The sequence below is a fragment of the Streptomyces sp. NPDC050121 genome (assembly GCF_044460385.1).
Taxonomy (GTDB): Bacteria; Actinomycetota; Actinomycetes; order Streptomycetales; family Streptomycetaceae; genus Streptomyces; species Streptomyces soliscabiei.
Genome location: NZ_JBITJV010000002.1, coordinates 134,217 through 152,051, shown reverse-complemented (window position 1 = coordinate 152,051; position 17,835 = coordinate 134,217). Strand labels below are relative to the sequence as shown.

The following is a 17,835-nucleotide window of genomic DNA, read 5'->3' as shown; positions in this document are numbered from 1 at the left end:
GGTCGGTGCAGCGGGGCGAACGTCCCGCTCACCGGCCGCACCGCCGGCATCGGACGCAAAATGACCGGCAATTGACTAGATGAGGACAGTTCATGGCAACTTCCAGCGAAGTAGAAGTCGACGCAGTAGGTACAGGCGGAGGGAAACCGGACGGAACCAGGCCCTGGGGATTCCGCGAGTGGGGCCTGCTCGTCAGCGTCTGTGCGGCATTCTTCCTGGACGCCCTCGACAACATCATGGTCGGCATAGCGGTTCCGCCAATCCAGTCCGACCTCGGCATGAGCACCCAGTCCGTGCAGTGGGTCGTGAGTTCCTACGTCCTGGGATTCGGCGGTTTCCTGCTGCTCGGCGGACGCATGGCGGACATGCTGGGCCGGCGCCGCATGTTCCTGATGGGCGTCGCCGTCTTCGCCGTCGGATCGCTCGTCGGCGGGGTGACCAATGACGGTCTCGTCGTGATCGTCGCCCGGTTCATCATGGGCATCGGGGCCGCGTTCACCGCCCCGGCCAGCCTGTCCATCATCATCACCAACTTCGCCGAAGGCCCGCAGCGCAACCGCGCGGTCGGCATCTACACCGCCTGCGGTGCGGTCGGCTACTCCACCGGCGTCATCGTCGGCGGCGCGCTCACCGAGATCAGCTGGCGCTGGACCTTCCTGCTCCCGGTGGTCGTGGCGCTCATCGCGTTCGGCGGCGCGCTCGCACTGGTGCCGCGCGACCCCCGCACCGAGCGGAGCGGGAGCACGTTCGACGTCACCGGCGCCGTCACCGTCACCGCGGCGATGCTGCTCCTCGTCTACAGCATCGTCGAGGCGCCCGACGCGGGCTGGGCCTCCCCGCGCACGCTGGGAACGTTCGCCGCCTCGGTGGTCCTCCTCGCCGTCTTCGTGGCCGTCGAACGCCGGGCCGCCCAGCCCCTGCTGCGTCTGGGCCTGCTGCGCAACCGTGCCCTGGTGGGGGCCAGCCTGGTCGCCGCGGCGATCCTCGGCACCTACATGAGTTTCCAGTTCATCGGCGGCCTCTACCTGCAGACCCTGCGCGACTGGTCGCCGATGCAGATGGCCCTGGCCTTCCTGCCCATCGGTCTGCTCATCATGACCATCGCCCCCCGGGCCGGGAAGCTGATCTCGCGGTTCGGCGTCCAGTGGATGATCTTTGCGGGCTTCGTCGCCTACACCGCTTCGTACCTGCTCTTCCTGCGGATCGACGAGACGTCCTCGTACCTGTGGGTGATCCTGCCGAGCATCCTGCTCATCGGCGTGGCGTTCCCCTTCTCCTTCCCCGCCGCGAACGTCCAGGCGACCACGGGCGTCGACGACTCCGAGCAGGGGCTGGCGGCCGGTGTGCTGCAGACGGGCTACCAGGTGGGCGCGGCGATCGTCCTCGCCATCGTGACCGCCACGATGTCGGTCGAGGAAGGCGCGAAGGACACGACCGCGACACTGGACGGCTACCACTCCGGCCTCTACGTCGTCACCGCCATCTCCGTCCTCACCACGCTCCTCACGCTCGGCGCGGCGCTGCGTGCCTCGGCGCGACGCCGGCCGGAAAGCGCGGCGGCGATCCAGTAGGCGCACGCCGCCCGCCGTCGGACGGGCCGGAGTTCCGCCCCACCCCTTCGCGAAGAACGGGGTGGAATTCCGGCCTTCCTCGCGGAACCGAAAACCCTCAGCAGGCAGTGATCGAATCCGGCAGAGTTCACTTTCCCGGGCGGATGGGACCGCCCCGGTGAGACCTGGAGATGACCGATGGACCGTAGTGGGCTGTGCCCCTTCGTAATGGACGCCGGCGGGCGCGACATCCATGGTGAGATCGCCCGGATACGCAGCCTGGGACGCGCGGTGCAGGTGGAACTCCCGGGCGGGGTGGTGGCCTGGTCGGTCACGGACTACGACCTGGTCCGCAGTCTTCTCCTGGATCCGCGCGTCTCCAAGGACGCCTACCAGCACTGGCCTTCCTGGATCAACGGCGAGATACGCCAGGACTGGCCCCTGGCCATCTGGGTGTCCGTCCAGAACATGGTGACGGCCTACGGCGCCGACCACACCCGTCTGCGCAAGCCGGTGGCCACGGCCTTCACACAACGCCGGGTCGCCGCACTGCGCCCGCGTATCCAGCAGATCACCGACGAACTCCTCGACGCCCTGGCCGCCGAGCCGCCGGGCCGACCGCTGGACCTGCGCGAGAAGTTCGCGCATCCGCTGCCCAACCAGGTGATGTGCGAGCTCTTCGGCATTCCTGACGCATACCGCTCCGAACTGCACGGGATCATCAAAGGCTTCTTCCGTACGTCTGCGTCCGCACAGGAGGCGCAGGCCAACGGCCATGCCCTGTACGCCACGCTGTCGGACGTCCTCGCGTATAAGCGCGAGAACCCGGGGGACGACCTCACCTGCGACCTGATCGCCGTGCGGGACGAGGACGGCGCGAGTCTCACGGAGAAGGAACTGGCGGACAACCTCATCCTGCTGTTCACGGCCGGATACGAGACCACCGTCAATCTGCTCGACCACGCCGTCCACGCCCTGCTGCGCCACCCCGAACAGCTCCGCCTCGTACAGCAGGGGGACGCCGGCTGGGACGACGTCATCGAGGAGACGCTGCGCTACGAAGCCCCCGGCGCCCACTCGATCCTGCGCTACGCCGTCGAGGACCTGGACCTCGGCGACGTGGTGATCCCCAAGGGCGACGCGATCATGATCTCCTATGCCGGGGCGGGCCGGGACCCCGCACGGCACGGCGACACCGCGGACCGCTTCGACATCACCAGGCCCGGCCGCCGCGACCACGTCTCCTTCGGTCACGGCGTCCACTACTGCCTGGGCGCGCCGCTGGCCCGGCTGGAGGTGTCGATCGCCCTGCGCTCGCTGTTCGAGCGTTTTCCGGCGCTGGTTCTCGCCCGACCCGGCACGCCGGCCGAGGCGCAGGAGTCATTCATCTCCAACGGCCACCGGGAACTGCTGGTCCTCCTGGACCGCGAGACCGCTGCCGTCTGACGCCTCAGCCGGCCGGCCGCGCGGCCGGCTGAGGCCCGGACCGGGCGGCCATGGCGGCCCGATACCAGGCGGCGTACGACGCGAAGCGCTCCGGGAAACCCGGACCCGGGTCGGCGTCGACCAGCTTCCACAGGGCCGAGCTCTCGTACCAGTGGTCGACCGCGAGCAGCGACAGCCGCCGCGCCCTGGCGGGGTCGTTCCGGGCGCCGAGCAGGTCGAGCGCCCCGCCGTGGGAGACGTTCCCCTGCGGGAGCGGCAGGCGCAACGCTGCGGCCACCGTGCCGACCACGTCCCGGACCCGCACCGGGTCGGGGTGGTTCGCGTGCAGGACCCGGCCGGCCGGCAGGGCGCTCAGCCGGGCCAGGCGGGCGACGGCGTCGGCCAGATCGTCGACGGCGATCATCGAGACCCGGGCGCGGCCCTCGTCCACCCAGTGCGGGACGCGGTGCAGCATCGCCACGAGCGACGGCACCACCCAGGTGTCGCCCTCGCCGTAGACCATGTGCGGCCGCAGGACGAGGCCGCCGGCAGCGAGCACGCTCTCCTCCGCGGCGAGCCGCGTGATGCTGGTGGGGGACACCGGGGCGGGCCGCAGCAGCGACTCCGTCTCGCCCCGGTGGGGCCCGTCGCCGTAGACCGCGGCCGTGCTGAGGTGGATGATCCGCCGGACGCCGGCCCGGGCCGCTTCAAAGAGCAGCGCCCGCGTGCCTTCGACGTTGACGGCACGGCAGCGTTCCATGTCTGCGCCGACCTGTGCGGCGAGATGGACGAGCGTGTCCACTCCGTCGCAGACGCCTCGCAGCGAGCTCGCGTCGCAGAGGTCGCCGTGGACGGTCTGCGCCGCCGCCGCGCCGGCCGGCACCGTGACCTCCCGGTCATGGACCAGCAGCCGCACGAGGGCGCCGGGCGCGGCGCCCTCGGCGGTGAGGAGCCGGCGGACCACGTGAGCGCCGATGAATCCCGCTCCTCCGGTGATCAGTACGGTCGACCGGGTCATGCCGACTGCGTTCCCGCGTCGGTCAGCGAGGCGGTGAAGACGGGGTGGCCGTCCTGACGTCCGGTGACCCGGACCGACCGGCCGCCGGGAACCATGGTGGGGACGGTGTGCGCCTCGATCCAGCAGGGGGTGGCGAATTCCGCGTAACGGTGGAAGTCGATGGTGAACGACGCGGGATAGAAGGGCTCCGGCGTAAGGAGAGCCGTGGCGGCCTGGTGCGCGGCCTCCACCAGGAGCATGCCGGGATAGTGGTCGGCCGCCCGGCCGAACAGCGTGACGTTCCCGGTGTCGCCCCGCAGTTGCCAGCGCCCCGGTTCGCGGGTGGGCGCCAGCGCGACGTGCACGGGCTCCGTCCGGCCGACCAGAGCCGGCGCGACGGGTATCACCGGCGCCGCCGCCTCGGCCGGGGAGAACGCACCCCGGAGCCGCCGGTAGGCCTGCGGGGTGGAGATGCTGAGCCGGCCGCCGCCCGTGGCCACCGTGCGGGCGCCGTGCCGGACGGTCATCCGGCAGTCGGTGGCCGTCAGCCGCCGGCCACGACGCCGTATGTCGCAGCAGACGACGTCCAACCGCAACTCGCTCGCCGTGTCCGTCACGTCGAGGTGGTCGGGGTGGGACCGGTAATGGAGGTCTCTCATGAGGAAGTGGTGGTCCAGCGGGACGGCGAACTCCGTGTGGCACAGGAGGATCGCGGCCTGCCGCAGCGTCTCGACGATCAGCACCGGGGCGTGCTTGCCCTGTAAGGGGACGAAGAACTCGTGGGCGTGCGGCCAGTTCGCCGTCACCGAGAAGCGCTCGCCGTCCAGGCGCTGCCAGTCGGTCAGCAGAACGTCCTCGACGCGGGGTCTGTGCACCAGCTCCTTGGGCAACGTGCCGACTCCGCCCACCGCGTCGACGACCTGCCGACCGCAGGCCACAGGTGTCCAGCTCATGGCTCCCCCTCATGACACGAGCATGGAGAGGCCTGTCCCCCCTCGGGGAAAGATACGTCCTTAGCGGTATGGTTTCAATCAAGTTTGAGTCAGTAGAGGATGGTGCTCGTGGCCCAGCAGGAACGTGCGATCAGGACTCGGGAGCTGATCCTCGAGGCGGCGGGGGCGGTCTTCGCCGAGCGGGGATACGACGGCGCGACCATCTCCGACGTCTACTCACGGGCCGGGCTCACCAAGGGGGCGTTCTACTTCCACTTCTCCTCGAAGGAGGATCTGGCCGAGGCGATCCTCGAGGTCCAGGTGGACCGGGGGACCTATCCCATCGTCCGGCGTCCGCTGAAGCTTCAGGAGTTGGTGGACGCCGGGTTCGTCTTCGCGCACCGCCTCATGCACGACCGGATGCTCCAGGGCAGTGTCAGCCTGTCGTTGGAACGGGGAGCGCATCAACTGGACCGCCGGCGACCGTTCCTGGCCTGGATCGAGCACAATCTGGCAGGTCTGACCGAGGCGAGCGAGCAGGGAGAGCTGTACCGGAGCGTCGACCTGAACGAGACCGCCGAACTGCTCGTCGCCTCCTTCTCCGGGATCCAGCTGCTGTCCCATGTGCTCTCCGACCGCAGGGACATGGCGCAGCGGCTGTCCGTGCTCCTGATGCAGCTGCTGCCGACCGTCGCCGTCCCCGCCGTGCTCGCGCGACTGGACCTGAGCGCCGATCGCGGCGCCCGGGTACTGGCCGAGGTGGAGGCCCTGGCCGCGGCCGCCGCAGAGGCCGCCGACGGTGACGGTGACGGCAGCTCCGACTCCGACTCCGACTCCGACTCCGGTTCAGACACCGGCACCGGTACCGGCACCGAGTAGAGGGACCGACCCGCCGGGGCGCGAGCCCCAGCGCCGGTCAGAACGTGCAAGGCGGTATTTTCCTCCCGAGGCGCTCCCCGCTGCCCGCCGTGCGGCAGCCGCGAGCCTGCTCGAGGTGACAGCCGGCGGACCTCCGCCGGCTCTTTTGCGTATCGGCGACGGCCCGTCGGGGCAGGCGTGTACGGGCTAATTCCTGTGCGCGCCCCCGCAAAACCGTGACCCGGCCTCTCGGTAACGTCTCCGGCATCGAACCGGTGCGTATCTGAAATTCCCCGGAGAGGACCAGTCATGGGTGACCTGTCAGCAGCGAATCATCCGCCGGTTGCCGTGACGGACGATCTGCGTTCCGTCATGCGCAATTTCGCCTCCGGTGTGTGCGTGGTGAGTACTTTCTCCGACGCGGAATCGACTCGACGGCACAATGCTCTGACGGTCAACTCGCTGACCTCCGTGTCATTGACCCCGCCCCTGGTTTCGCTGAGCATTCGCCGTGATTCCACGTTTTTGGACGACCTGATGGAATCCCGGGTCTGGGCGCTCTCCATCCTCGACGGCGGCGCCGAAGACCTGGCCCGGATCTTCGCCCGCCCCGCGGAGGACCGGATGAAGGCCCTCGGCAGCCTGCCCGCCGAGCCGGGTCGGCAGACCGGTGCCCTGCTCCTCGACTCCGCGGCCTGGATGGAGTGCCGGTACCGGGACCACCTGGTGGCCGGCGACCACCTGCTGATCGTCGGAGAGGTCGTCGGAGCCGGCGTGAATGACTCCCGGTCCTCACTCATATTCCTGCACGGGGAATTTCACCGTATGGACCGGAACGCGATATGAGCGGACCGGAAGAGCTGCGGATGAGAGAGCATATGTCTGGAATATCGATCGGTGTGGTCGGAGGTGGTGCGTCTGCGGTCTGCCTCATCGACGCACTGGCCCAGGCACAGGGCGGACCGGGCAGCATCACGGTGTTCGAGCCGTCGCCGAATTTGTGGCGAGGCCGCGCCTATCAGGTCGACGTCGAGACCATAAAAGTGAATGCGCCGCCCGACGACATGTCCGTACGCGTGGGCGACCTCGGTCACTTCGAACGCTGGCTGGAGATTCGCGAGCGAATTGTCGAGGACTTCGACAGCGTCGACCCCTATTCCGGGGCACGCTTCGCACCGCGGACCGTCTACGGCGAATATCTGGAGCAGTCCGCCTACACGGCCCTGGGAGAGCTGCGCCGACAGGGCTGGCGGGTCGATCTCGTCGGCGCCGCGGTCACCGGGGCCCGGCGCACCGCCGACCAGGTGCTGCTGAGCACGAGCAACGGCCACGCCGGCGCCTTCGACTACGTCGTACTGTGCGTGGGCGGTGACAGCCCCAAGGACGCCTATGGACTCACCGGTGCACCGGGGTTCATCGCGGACCCGTACCCGGTGTCGCACCGCCTGCGGGACATCGGCCCGCGGGAGGACGTGGCCGTCATCGGCAGCGGCCTCACGGCCGTCGACATCGTCCTCGCCCTCGCCGCTCAGGGCCATCAGGGCCGGATCAGCCTGTTGTCCCGGCGAGGACTGCTGCCCGGGGTCCGGCAGCGCCCGGCCGCCTTCGAGCCGCGCCATCTCACGAAGGAGCGGATGCGGTCCCTCGCCGGGCGACGGAGTGAGCTGTCCCTCGCGGAGTTCGCGGACCTCGTGAAAGCCGAACTGCGCGACGCCGGCGCGGATCTCGACGCGGTGTACGCCGAGATCATGAACGCCGACCGGGAAGCGCCGGTGGACCGCCTGCGACGTCAGTTCGCCGCGGTGGGCTCCCCGGACCTGGGCCTGCGCATCCTGCAGCGCGCGGTACCCGACATCGGCCCCGACGTGTGGCCGCTGCTCAGGGAACAGGACAGGGCCGAACTCCTTGACTCCCACTACCGGACCGTCATGAGCCTGTGCTGCCCCATGCCGCCGAGCAGCGCGTCCCTGATGCTGCAACTCGTCGACGCCGGCCAACTGGACGTCCGTTGCGGCCTGCAGAAGGTCGCCGCCCGCCCCGGCGGCGGCTTCGAGACGATCACCACGGACGGGACGGCCCTGGCGGCGGACAAGGTGATCAACGCGGTCAACGCTTCCGAGGGCCGGATCCCCACCGGCGCGCTGCCGCTGGTGACCACCCTGACGCGCAGTCAGGCGGCCGTCCGCCACCCCCACGGCGGGTTGAACCTGGCCCGGGCGACCAGCCGCCTCATCGCGGACGGCACCCAGGACCCGCGCCTGTACGGACTCGGCAACATCGGCTCCGGCGCGCTCTTCTTCACGTTCGGAGTCCCGTCGCTGGTGGACCGCGGTGAGGACATCGTCGCCGCCATCCTGCGGCACGCGGGCGCCGCGAACGCTGCCCGGCCGGCGGACGTCCTGCTGCCCGCCTAGCGCATCCCCTACCGACGATCCCCCCCGTTCCCGGTCAACGCCGGCCCAGAGAGAGGGAGTCACCATGACCACGATGACCAGCCCGACCGAGACGACCACCACGACCGAGACGACCGACACGACCACCGGGACCCGTGCCGCATACCTCGCGGACACCGCGACCGGTCTGCCGATTCCCGGTGAGCCGGTCTTCGACACCCCGGAGGAGACCAGGCGGCACCGGAAGCAGCGCCTGGCCGCGGCCCTCCGGCTGTTCGGCAAGTACGGCTTCGGAGAAGGGATTTCGGGTCACATCTCCGTCCGGGACCCGGAGTATCCCGACCAGTTCTGGGTCAATCCCTTCGGCGTCTCCTTCAAGCAGGTCCGCGTCGCCGATCTGATCTGCGTGGACGCCGAAGGCCGTGTCGTCCACGGAAAGCACCGCGTCAACCCGAGCGCCTTCGTCATCCACTCCCAGATCCACGAACTCCACCCCGGGGCGACCGCGGCCGCTCACGGCCACACGGCGCACTCCCGCGCGCTCGGAGCGCTCGGCCGACTGCTGGAGCCCATCGACCAGGAATCGGCCGCCTTCTACGGGCGGCAGACCCTCTACGAAGCCTACGAAGGACCCTCCGTCTCCCTGGAGCAGGGCCGCGACATCGCGGAGCAGCTCGGGGACAACCGGGCCATTCTGCTGCGCCACCACGGCCTGATCACCGTGGGCGGCTCGCTGGACGAGGCCGTGCACTGGTTCTTCACCTACGACAGCTGCGCCCAGGTCCAGTTGCTCGCCCTCGCGGCCGGCACCCCGAAGACATTCACCCATGAACAGGCCACGGCGGCGGGCGACGGATTCGGCGACGCCCAGCTCGGCTGGTTCAGCTTCCAGCTGCTCTGGGACGAGATCGTCGCCGAGCAGCCCGATCTGCTCGACGAGTGAACGTCCGGCCGACGCCCCGGCGGATCTCGTGCCCCAGGTGGAACAGATGAAGGACACCCCATGATCTCTCCGCAGAACCCCCCGGTGCAGTCCTGGCGAGGCCTGCCCGCCGCGCAGCAGCCGACCTGGCCCGATGAGCACGCCCTCGGCGCGGTGCTCTGCGACCTCGCGGCCGCACCGCCCCTCGTCTTCGCGGGCGAATGCGACCAACTGCGCACCCGGCTGGCCTCGGTGGCACGCGGGGAGGCCTTTCTCCTCCAGGGCGGTGACTGCGCCGAATCCTTCGACGCCGTCTCCGCCGACCAGGTCCGGGACAAGATCAAGACGCTGCTGCAGATGGCGGCGGTGCTCACCTACGCCTCATCCGTGCCGGTGGTCAAGGTGGGCCGCATCGCCGGCCAGTACTCCAAGCCGCGCTCGCAGCCCACGGAGCGGCGTGAGGGGATCGAGCTCCCCGCCTACCGCGGCGACGCGGTCAACAGCCCGGAGTTCACCCCCGAGGGCCGCACCCCCGACCCCGAGCGCCTCAAGCGCATGTACCACGCCTCCGCCGCCACCCTGAACATCGTCCGGGCCTTCACCACCGGCGGCTACGCCGACCTGCGGCAGGTGCACGACTGGAACCAGGACTTCGTCGCCGGCTCTCCCGTCGGCGAGCGGTACGAGCGCCTCGCACGGGAGATCGACAAGGCACTGGCGTTCCTCAAGGCCTGCGCGGCGGAGCCGAGCGAGTTCCGCTTCACCGAGTTCTTCTCCAGCCACGAGGCGCTGCTCCTCGACTACGAGTCGGCGCTCACCCGGCAGGACTCCCGTACCGGGCAGTGGTACGACGTGTCCGCCCATCTGATCTGGATCGGGGAACGCACCCGGCAACTCGACGGTGCCCACGTCGAGTTCGCCTCACGGGTCCGCAACCCCATCGCCGTGAAGCTGGGGCCGACCGTCGGCGCGGACGAGGCGCTGGCGCTCATCGACCGGCTGGACCCGGACCGGGAACCGGGCCGGTTGTCCTTCATCACCCGGATGGGAGCGGGCCAGGTCCGTGACGTCCTTCCCGGGCTGGTGGAGAAGGTCACGGCGTCCGGCGCCCAGGTCGCCTGGATCTGCGATCCGATGCACGGCAACACGTTCACCGCCCCCAGCGGCCACAAGACACGTCGGTTCGACGACGTCCTCGACGAGGTGAAGGGCTTCTTCGAAGTCCACCGCGAACTGGGCACCCACCCGGGCGGCATCCATGTCGAGCTGACCGGCGAGGACGTCACCGAATGCGTGGGCGGCGGCGCCGAGATACGCCTGGACGACCTCGCGCAGCGCTACGAGTCCGCCTGCGATCCGCGGCTCAACCGCTACCAGTCGCTGGACCTGGCCTTCCAGGTCGCCGAGTTGTACCACCATCGCCGAGCGCCGCGAGGAGAGTGAGATGACAGTGCGCGCAGTACGGGGCGCGGTCCAGCTCGAACGGGATGACAGGGACCATCTGGTGGACAGCACCAAGAGCCTGTTGAAGGAGATGCTCGACGCCAACGGACTTCAGCAGCGGGATCTCGTCAGCGTGATCTTCACGGCGACGCCCGATCTGCACAGCCAGTTTCCCGCGGTGGCCGCACGGGAGTCGGGCATCACCGACACCCCGCTCCTGTGCGCCCAGGAGATCGACGTCGCCGGAGCACTGCCGCGCGTCGTACGTGTCCTGCTGCACGCCGAGACCGACCGGCAGAAGTGCGACCTGCGCCATGTCTACCTGGGCGGCGCCGCAGCCCTGCGCAGCGATCTCGCCGGCACCGCCGAGGAGGCCCGGTGATCCGTACGGCAGCGGTCGTGGGCACCGGCCTGATCGGCACCTCGGTGGCCCTCGCGCTCACCGGCAGAGGAGTGCACGTCCATCTGCTCGACGCGGACGAGTCGGCGGCCCGCACCGCCGCCGCGCTCGGCGCGGGCACCGTCGGCCCGCCCACCGCACCGGCGGACATCGCCGTGCTGGCCGTGCCGCCCGGCAGCGTCGGCGAGGTGCTGGCCAAGCAGCAGTCGAACGGGCTGGCCCGCAGCTACACCGACGTGGCCAGCGTCAAGACCGGGCCGGAGCGGGATGTGTTCGCCCTGGCCGACCCGTCCTGCTACATCGGCGGACACCCCATGGCGGGACGCGAGCTGTCCGGTCCGCTCGCCGCTTCCGCCACGCTGTTCGAGGGACGCTCCTGGGTGCTCACCCCCACCCCGGACACCGCCACGGAAACCCTGAACAGGGCGCTGGAAGTGGCGTCGCTGTGCGCGGCGGTTCCGGTGGTCATGCAGAGCGCCGCCCACGACCGGGCGGTCGCCCTGGTGTCCCACACCCCCCACCTCGTCGCCTCGTTGATGGCGGCGCGTCTGGAGCACATGCCGGAGGACGCCTCGCAACTCGCCGGCCAGGGCGTACGCGACGTCACCCGCATCGCCGGGGGCGACCCGCGCCTGTGGGGCGACATCCTGGACGCGAACGCCGCGGCCGTCGCCGATGTGCTGCAGGAACTCGCCGTGGACCTCACCGTGGCGGTGTCGGCGCTGCGGGGCCTGGCCACCGACGACGCCGACGAACGGGCGGAAGGCCTGATGCTCGTCGCCGACCTGCTGGGGCGTGGCAGGAAGGGCCGTGAGCGGGTGCCGGGCAAGCACGGGGAGAAGCCGTCCCACTGCACGCCCGTGCACGTACTCATCGGTGACCAGGCCGGTGAGCTGGCCCGCCTGTTGGCGACCGTGGCGGAGCTGGGCGTCAACGTCGAGGAGGTGTCGATCGACCACTCGCCAGGCGAGCGCAGCGGGCTGGTCGAACTCCTGGTGGAACCGGCCTCGGCCGTCCGGATGGCCCGCCGCCTCACGGACTACGGATGGACGGTCCAGCGGCCCCCCGGCCACCCCGGCCCCCCGGCCGTTCCCACAGCCGAACCGGCCCCGCGCACCGGCCCGCTGCCGGCCGGCCCGGCCGGTGGCCGTTCCCGGGCTCCTGCCCGCAGCTGACGAGCCGACCACCGACGACGAAGGAGAAAGCCGTGGGCGCATCGCGCCGGACGACCGCGGGCGAGCCGCACGCCGCCGGGGACACGCACGCCCCGTTGGCCGCGCGGATCCTCGGGTCGAAGAGTCTCACCAACCGGGCGTTGCTGCCGGCCGCCGCCGCGAGCGGCACGAGCGTGCTGCGGGCGCCGCTCGTCAGCGACGACACCCTCGCCTTCAGGGAGGCCCCGCGCACGCTGGGCGTCGAGGTGCGGGTCGCCCCGGCCGACGCGCGCTGCCGGCACGGATCGCCTGCCACCGCCCACGACTTCGAGGAGCAGTGAGACAGGTGTCGAGCAGGTTGCGGTGGTTGACCGCGGGCGAGTCGCACGGCCCCGCACTCGTGGCGACGTTGGAGGGCCTTCCGGCCGGGGTGCCGGTCACCACGGACATGGTGGCCGACCACCTGGCGCGACGGCGGCTGGGCTACGGGCGTGGCGCGCGGATGAGGTTCGAGCGCGACGAGGTCACCTTCCTCGGCGGTGTCCGGCACGGTCTGACGCTGGGTTCCCCGGTGGCGGTCATGGTGGGCAACACCGAGTGGCCGAAGTGGGAGCAGGTGATGGCGGCCGACCCGGTGGATACGGAGGTGCTGGCGGGGCTCGCCCGCAACGCGCCGCTGACCCGCCCGCGGCCCGGCCACGCGGACCTCGCCGGGATGCAGAAGTACGGCTTCACCGAGGCCCGGCCCGTCCTGGAACGCGCCTCGGCCCGCGAGACGGCCGCCCGGGTCGCGCTCGGCGCGGTGGCCCGGTCGTATCTGAAGGAGACGGCCGGCATCGGGATCGTCTCCCATGTGGTCGAGCTGGCCTCGGCGAAAGCCCCGTACGGGGTGTATCCGACCCCGGCGGACACGCAACGGTTGGATGCGGATCCGGTGCGGTGTCTGGATCCGGACGCGTCGAAGGCGATGGTCGCGGAGATCGACCAGGCGCACAGGGACGGTGACACGCTCGGTGGTGTGGTCGAGGTGCTGGTGTACGGGGTGCCGGTGGGGCTGGGCTCGCATGTCCACTGGGACAGGCGCCTCGACGCCCGGCTGGCCGCCGCTCTCATGGGCGTCCAGGCGATCAAGGGCGTCGAGGTCGGCGACGGGTTCGGGTTGGCGCGGATGCCGGGTTCGAAGGCGCACGACGAGATCGTCGCCGGCGAAGCGGGGATCGGACGGGCCTCGGGTCGCTCCGGCGGTACCGAGGGCGGGTTGTCGACGGGTGAGGTGCTGCGGGTGCGGGCGGCGATGAAGCCGATCGCGACCGTGCCGCGGGCGCTGCGCACGGTGGACGTGGTCACGGGTGAGGCGACGCAGGCGCACCACCAGCGCTCGGACGTGTGCGCGGTGCCGGCGGCCGGGATCGTGGCCGAGGCGATGGTCGCCCTCGTCCTGGCGGACGCGGTGGCCGAGAAGTTCGGCGGCGACTCGGTGCCCGAGACCCGCCGCAACGTCCGGTCGTACCTCGACCACCTGCACATCCGATGAGCGGGCCGCTGGTCGTCCTGGTCGGCCCGATGGGCGTCGGCAAGTCCACCGTCGGACAGCTGCTGGCCGAACGGCTGGGCGCCGGCTACCGGGACACCGACGACGACATCGTCGCCGAGCAGGGCCGCAGCATCGCGGAGATCTTCGTCGACGAAGGCGAGGAGGCCTTCCGCGCCATCGAGAAGCAGGCAGTGCACCGCGCGCTCGCCGAGCACGACGGCATCCTCGCGCTCGGCGGCGGCTCGATCCTGGACGCCGACACGCGCGCGCTGCTGGCCGGGCGCCGGGTCGTCCACCTGTCGGTCGGTGTCGAGGAAGCGCTCAGGCGCACCGGCCTGGACACACCCCGGCCCCTGCTGGCGGCCGACCCGCGCAAGCAGTGGCGGGACCTGATGAAGACCCGCCGCCACCTGTACGAGACGGTCGCCGCCGCGGTCGTGGCCACGGACGGCCGCACCCCTGAAGAGGTCACCCGAGCCGTCCTGGACGCCCTCGGGCCGAACCTGGTCCGGTCCGGCCGCCGACAAGAGCCCGGCCCGGCCGGCCCGCTCACCACGTACGGCGAATGGGCCGGCCCGTGAGCGGGCCTGTGCTCAGCGCTTGCCCTTCTTCGGGTCGACCAGGCCCGCTCGCCGCAGTGCGTCGGCCATCGCGCTGTTGGCCGGCGGGGAAGTCGCCTGGCGGGAACCGCCGCCGCTGCCGCCGCGCTGGCCGCCCTGCTGGCGCTGCTGGGGCGGACGCCCGCCGCGCTGGGGCCGGCCGCCGCCGGCGGCGGACTGGCCCTGGCCGCCCTGCGGGGCCGCCTCGTCGTCCAGCCGGAGCGTCAGCGAGATCCGCTTGCGCGGGATGTCCACGTCGAGGACCTTCACCTTGACGATGTCGCCGGGCTTGACCACGTCCCGCGGGTCCTTGACGAACGTCTTCGACAGGGCCGAGACGTGTGCCAGGCCGTCCTGGTGGACGCCGACGTCGATGAACGCCCCGAACGCCGCCACGTTCGTGACGACCCCCTCCAGGACCATCCCGGAGGACAGGTCGGAGATCTTCTCCACCCCCTCCTTGAAGGTGGCCGTCTTGAACGCGGGCCGCGGGTCACGCCCGGGCTTCTCCAGCTCCTTGAGGATGTCGCTGACGGTCGGCAGACCGAACGTCTCGTCCACGAAGTCGGTCGGCCGCAGCGAGCGCAGGACGCCCGTGTTGCCGATCAGGGACGCGACTTCCTGCCCGGAGGTCTTCACCATGCGCCGCACCACCGGGTACGCCTCGGGGTGCACGCTGGAGGAGTCCAGGGGGTCGCTGCCGCCGCGGATGCGCAGGAAGCCCGCGCACTGCTCGTAAGCCTTCGGACCGAGGCGCGCCACCTTCTTCAGCTCGGAGCGGGAGGTGAAGGGCCCGTTGGCGTCCCGGTGCGCCACGATGTTCTCGGCGAGGCCCGAGGAGATGCCGGACACGCGCGACAGCAGCGGCGCCGACGCAGTGTTGACGTCCACGCCCACGCCGTTCACGCAGTCCTCCACCACCGCGTCCAGCGAACGCGACAGCTTCACCTCGGACAGGTCGTGCTGGTACTGGCCGACGCCGATCGACTTCGGGTCGATCTTCACCAGCTCGGCGAGCGGGTCCTGGAGCCGGCGCGCGATGGACACCGCGCCGCGCAGCGACACGTCCATGTCGGGCAGCTCCTGCGAGGCGAACGCGGAGGCCGAGTACACGGAGGCGCCGGCCTCGGACACCATCACCTTGGTGAGCTTGAGCTCCGGGTGCTTGGCGATGAGTTCACCGGCGAGCTTGTCGGTCTCGCGGGACGCCGTGCCGTTGCCGATGGCGACCAGCTCGACCGCGTGGCTCTTCGCGAGCCGCGCGAGCTTGGCGATCGCCTCGTCCCACTTGTTCGCCGGGACGTGCGGGTAGATCACGTCGGTCGCCACGACCTTGCCGGTCGCGTCGACGACGGCGACCTTCACGCCCGTACGGAAACCGGGGTCCAGGCCCAGCGTCGCGCGCGTGCCGGCCGGGGCGGCGAGCAGCAGGTCGCGCAGGTTCGCGGCGAACACGTTCACCGCCTCGTCCTCGGCGGCCGTCCGCAGCCGCAGCCGCAGGTCGATGCCCAGATGGACGAGGATGCGGGTGCGCCACGCCCAACGGACCGTGTCCGTCAGCCACTTGTCGGCCGGCCGGCCCCGGTCGGCGATCCGGAACCTCGATGCGACGATCCCCTCGTACGACGAGGGGCCGGGCAGCTCGGAGGGCTCCTCGGGCTCCAGGACGAGGTCGAGGACCTCTTCCTTCTCGCCGCGCAGCATCGCCAGGATGCGGTGCGAGGGCAGCGCGGTGAACGGCTCGGCGAAGTCGAAGTAGTCGGCGAACTTCGCGCCCGCCTCCTCCTTGCCGTCGCGCACCTTGGCGGCGAGCCGGCCGCGCCCCCACATGCGCTCGCGCAGCTCGCCGATCAGGTCGGCGTCCTCCGAGAACCGCTCGGTGAGGATCGCTCGCGCGCCGTCCAGCGCGGCCTGCGGATCGGCGACGCCCTTGTCGGCGTCGACGAAGGCGGCCGCCGCCGCGAGCGGGTCGACCGTGGCGTCGCCGAGCAGGCCCTCGGCGAGCGGCTCGAGGCCCGCCTCACGCGCGATCTGGGCCTTCGTGCGCCGCTTGGGCTTGTACGGCAGGTAGATGTCCTCGAGCCGCGCCTTGGTCTCGGCGCCACGGATCTGCGCCTCCAGTGCGTCGGTGAGCTTGCCCTGCTCACGCACCGACTCCAGGATCGCCGTCCGCCGCTCCTCCAGCTCCCGCAGGTAGCGCAGCCGCTCCTCGATCGTGCGCAGCTGCGCGTCGTCGAGCATCTCGGTCGCTTCCTTGCGGTAGCGGGCGACGAAAGGCACCGTGGAGCCGCCGTCGAGCAGCTCCACGGCGGCCTTGACCTGCCGCTCCCGTACGCCGAGTTCCTCGGCGATCCTGCCTTCGATGGACCCTACTTCGATGGACCCGGGTGTCGTCACGATCCCGTACCGCCTTCTCCACTGAGGTTGCGCCGCAATTGTGGCAGGTGGCACCGACAGTCGGGGATCAGGGCGCACTCGTGGCGGGGCTGAAGGCCCGGCGGGCGTGCGCGGAGCCTTCAGGCTCCGCCGAACAGCCGGGCCAGGGCCCTGAACGGCAGCGTCACCACGGTGGCCACCGCCGAACCGGTCTGCCGCAACACGTCTGCGATCGCGCGGAACACGTATGTCCCCTTTCCACTCGGTTCCTCTCGGGCGCCCTCGGGTCTTGCTCGGGCGTCCCTCGGGCCGGGCACCCCGGGTACCGCGCGCCCAGCCGTCCAACCTTCGTGTCAGTCCGACGCGGTCCAGGTGAAGCGCGGCTCCCTGCGCTCCAGGAACGCGGCGACGCCCTCCGCGGTCTCGCCACTGCCGCGCGCCTGCGCGCTCCAGTGGGCGTCCCGGTCGGTGCGTCCGGTCGCGAACTCCTTCGCGGCGGCCTGCGTCAGCTGCGAGCGGGACACCAGGACCCGCGTGAACTCCTCGACCCGCTTCTCGAGTGCGTCCGCGGGCAGCACCTCGTCGACCAGGCCCGTGCGCAGCGCCCGCCGCGTGTCGATCAACTCGCCGGAGAACAACAGGTACTTGGCGGCGGACGGCCCCACGAGGGACACCAACCGCCGGGTGGAGGAGGCCGGGTAGACGATCCCGAGCTTCGCCGGCGTCACCCCGAACAGCGCGCCCTCCTCGGCGAATCGCAGGTCGCACGCCGCCGCGAGCTGCGTGCCGCCGCCTACGCAGTGCCCCCGGACCGCGGCCAGCGTCGGCTTGGGGAACGCGGCGACGGCGTCCTCGGCGCGTACCGCCAGTGCCGGCGCCTCGTCCGGGGCGTCCTGGAGCGTGGAGATGTCGGCGCCCGCGCAGAACGTCCCGCCCGCGCCGGTCAGCACCAGCGCCCGCACCCCGGGATCGGCGGCCAGGGTGTCCAGCAACGGGGGCAGCGCCGCCCACATCGCGGCCGTCATGGCGTTGCGTTTCGCGGGATGGTGCAGGACGACGGTGGCCACGGCGTCGGTGACGCCGTACAGCAGTTCGGGCTCCATGCCCAGGATGCTAACCACCCCGCGCGGGAGGGAGCGGCGTCGTCGCACCCGTACAACCCGAAGAGTGCGCGAAGGCGGCGCGGATACGACAGAAACGGTCCTGCGGCCGACCGGGTCATCCGCGGCCGGTCGGAAACGCTCGATAACTG

At 71.0% G+C, this 17,835-nt stretch carries 17 protein-coding genes; 12 read left to right on the top strand and 5 right to left on the bottom strand.

Annotation, left to right across the window (positions count from 1 at the left end; all coding sequences use genetic code 11):
* Positions 1 to 92: 92 nt before the first annotated feature.
* Together ACIBTS_RS03095 and ACIBTS_RS03090 are read left to right on the top strand one after the other, a co-directional pair.
* Positions 93 to 1,571, top strand: a complete 1,479-nt coding sequence (locus ACIBTS_RS03095; protein ID WP_399316128.1) for an MFS transporter — start codon at positions 93 to 95, stop codon at positions 1,569 to 1,571.
* A gap of 177 nt (positions 1,572 to 1,748) precedes the next feature.
* Positions 1,749 to 2,996 (top strand): cytochrome P450, encoded by a 1,248-nt coding sequence (locus ACIBTS_RS03090; protein WP_399316126.1) that lies wholly within the window; start codon positions 1,749 to 1,751, stop codon positions 2,994 to 2,996.
* 4 nt (positions 2,997 to 3,000) lie between these two features.
* Here the strand turns inward: ACIBTS_RS03090 and ACIBTS_RS03085 are convergent, their stop codons facing one another.
* Entirely contained in the window at positions 3,001 to 3,993 is a 993-nt protein-coding gene (locus ACIBTS_RS03085; RefSeq protein ID WP_399316124.1) for an NAD-dependent epimerase/dehydratase family protein, read from the bottom strand.
* A complete protein-coding gene (locus ACIBTS_RS03080) occupies positions 3,990 to 4,925 on the bottom strand; it encodes a ScbA/BarX family gamma-butyrolactone biosynthesis protein (protein WP_399316122.1) in 936 nt (311 codons plus the stop codon). Before ACIBTS_RS03080 ends, ACIBTS_RS03085 begins: the two co-directional genes overlap by 4 nt.
* Before the next feature lie 108 nt (positions 4,926 to 5,033).
* Between ACIBTS_RS03080 and ACIBTS_RS03075 the strand changes: the two genes are divergently transcribed.
* The 10 genes from ACIBTS_RS03075 to ACIBTS_RS03030 all read left to right on the top strand — a co-directional run bounded on the left by ACIBTS_RS03075 (position 5,034) and on the right by ACIBTS_RS03030 (position 14,189).
* Positions 5,034 to 5,783 (top strand): ScbR family autoregulator-binding transcription factor, encoded by a 750-nt coding sequence (locus ACIBTS_RS03075; protein WP_399316120.1) that lies wholly within the window; start codon positions 5,034 to 5,036, stop codon positions 5,781 to 5,783.
* Positions 5,784 to 6,071: 288 nt separating this feature from the next.
* On the top strand, positions 6,072 to 6,608 hold the full coding sequence (locus ACIBTS_RS03070; RefSeq protein WP_399316117.1) for a flavin reductase family protein: 537 nt from the start codon (positions 6,072 to 6,074) through the stop codon (positions 6,606 to 6,608).
* Positions 6,609 to 6,640: 32 nt separating this feature from the next.
* Positions 6,641 to 8,176, top strand: a complete 1,536-nt coding sequence (locus ACIBTS_RS03065) for an FAD/NAD(P)-binding protein (protein WP_399316115.1) — start codon at positions 6,641 to 6,643, stop codon at positions 8,174 to 8,176.
* Between the two features lie 64 nt (positions 8,177 to 8,240).
* Positions 8,241 to 9,098, top strand: a complete 858-nt coding sequence (locus tag ACIBTS_RS03060) for a class II aldolase/adducin family protein (protein ID WP_319673079.1) — start codon at positions 8,241 to 8,243, stop codon at positions 9,096 to 9,098.
* Between the two features lie 60 nt (positions 9,099 to 9,158).
* Positions 9,159 to 10,520, top strand: a complete 1,362-nt coding sequence (locus tag ACIBTS_RS03055; protein WP_399316113.1) for a class II 3-deoxy-7-phosphoheptulonate synthase — start codon at positions 9,159 to 9,161, stop codon at positions 10,518 to 10,520.
* Between the two features lies 1 nt (position 10,521).
* The gene (gene aroH, locus ACIBTS_RS03050) at positions 10,522 to 10,902 is read left to right on the top strand and encodes a chorismate mutase (protein WP_399316111.1); all 381 of its coding nucleotides are present in this window, start codon (positions 10,522 to 10,524) and stop codon (positions 10,900 to 10,902) included.
* A complete protein-coding gene (locus ACIBTS_RS03045) occupies positions 10,902 to 12,095 on the top strand; it encodes a prephenate dehydrogenase (RefSeq protein WP_399316604.1) in 1,194 nt (397 codons plus the stop codon). The genes aroH and ACIBTS_RS03045 overlap by 1 nt, the downstream gene beginning before the upstream one ends.
* A 32-nt stretch (positions 12,096 to 12,127) precedes the next feature.
* Positions 12,128 to 12,415, top strand: a complete 288-nt coding sequence (locus tag ACIBTS_RS03040) for a hypothetical protein (RefSeq protein ID WP_399316109.1) — start codon at positions 12,128 to 12,130, stop codon at positions 12,413 to 12,415.
* Positions 12,416 to 12,420: 5 nt separating this feature from the next.
* Positions 12,421 to 13,608 carry a chorismate synthase gene (gene aroC, locus ACIBTS_RS03035; protein ID WP_319672478.1) on the top strand — a complete coding sequence of 396 codons (1,188 nt, stop codon included), beginning with the start codon at positions 12,421 to 12,423 and terminating at the stop codon, positions 13,606 to 13,608.
* A complete protein-coding gene (locus ACIBTS_RS03030; RefSeq protein WP_399316106.1) occupies positions 13,605 to 14,189 on the top strand; it encodes a shikimate kinase in 585 nt (194 codons plus the stop codon). The genes aroC and ACIBTS_RS03030 overlap by 4 nt, the downstream gene beginning before the upstream one ends.
* 12 nt (positions 14,190 to 14,201) lie before the next feature.
* Here ACIBTS_RS03030 and ACIBTS_RS03025 read toward each other — a convergent pair whose 3' ends face one another.
* The 3 genes from ACIBTS_RS03025 to ACIBTS_RS03015 all read right to left on the bottom strand — a co-directional run bounded on the left by ACIBTS_RS03025 (position 14,202) and on the right by ACIBTS_RS03015 (position 17,686).
* Complete coding sequence (locus ACIBTS_RS03025) at positions 14,202 to 16,604, bottom strand: Tex family protein (RefSeq protein ID WP_399316104.1); 2,403 nt, start codon at positions 16,602 to 16,604, stop codon at positions 14,202 to 14,204.
* Between the two features lie 119 nt (positions 16,605 to 16,723).
* Complete coding sequence (locus ACIBTS_RS03020; RefSeq protein ID WP_319672481.1) at positions 16,724 to 16,828, bottom strand: LPFR motif small protein; 105 nt, start codon at positions 16,826 to 16,828, stop codon at positions 16,724 to 16,726.
* Between the two features lie 108 nt (positions 16,829 to 16,936).
* Positions 16,937 to 17,686 carry an enoyl-CoA hydratase/isomerase family protein gene (locus tag ACIBTS_RS03015; RefSeq protein ID WP_399316102.1) on the bottom strand — a complete coding sequence of 250 codons (750 nt, stop codon included), beginning with the start codon at positions 17,684 to 17,686 and terminating at the stop codon, positions 16,937 to 16,939.
* Positions 17,687 to 17,835: the final 149 nt, after the last annotated feature.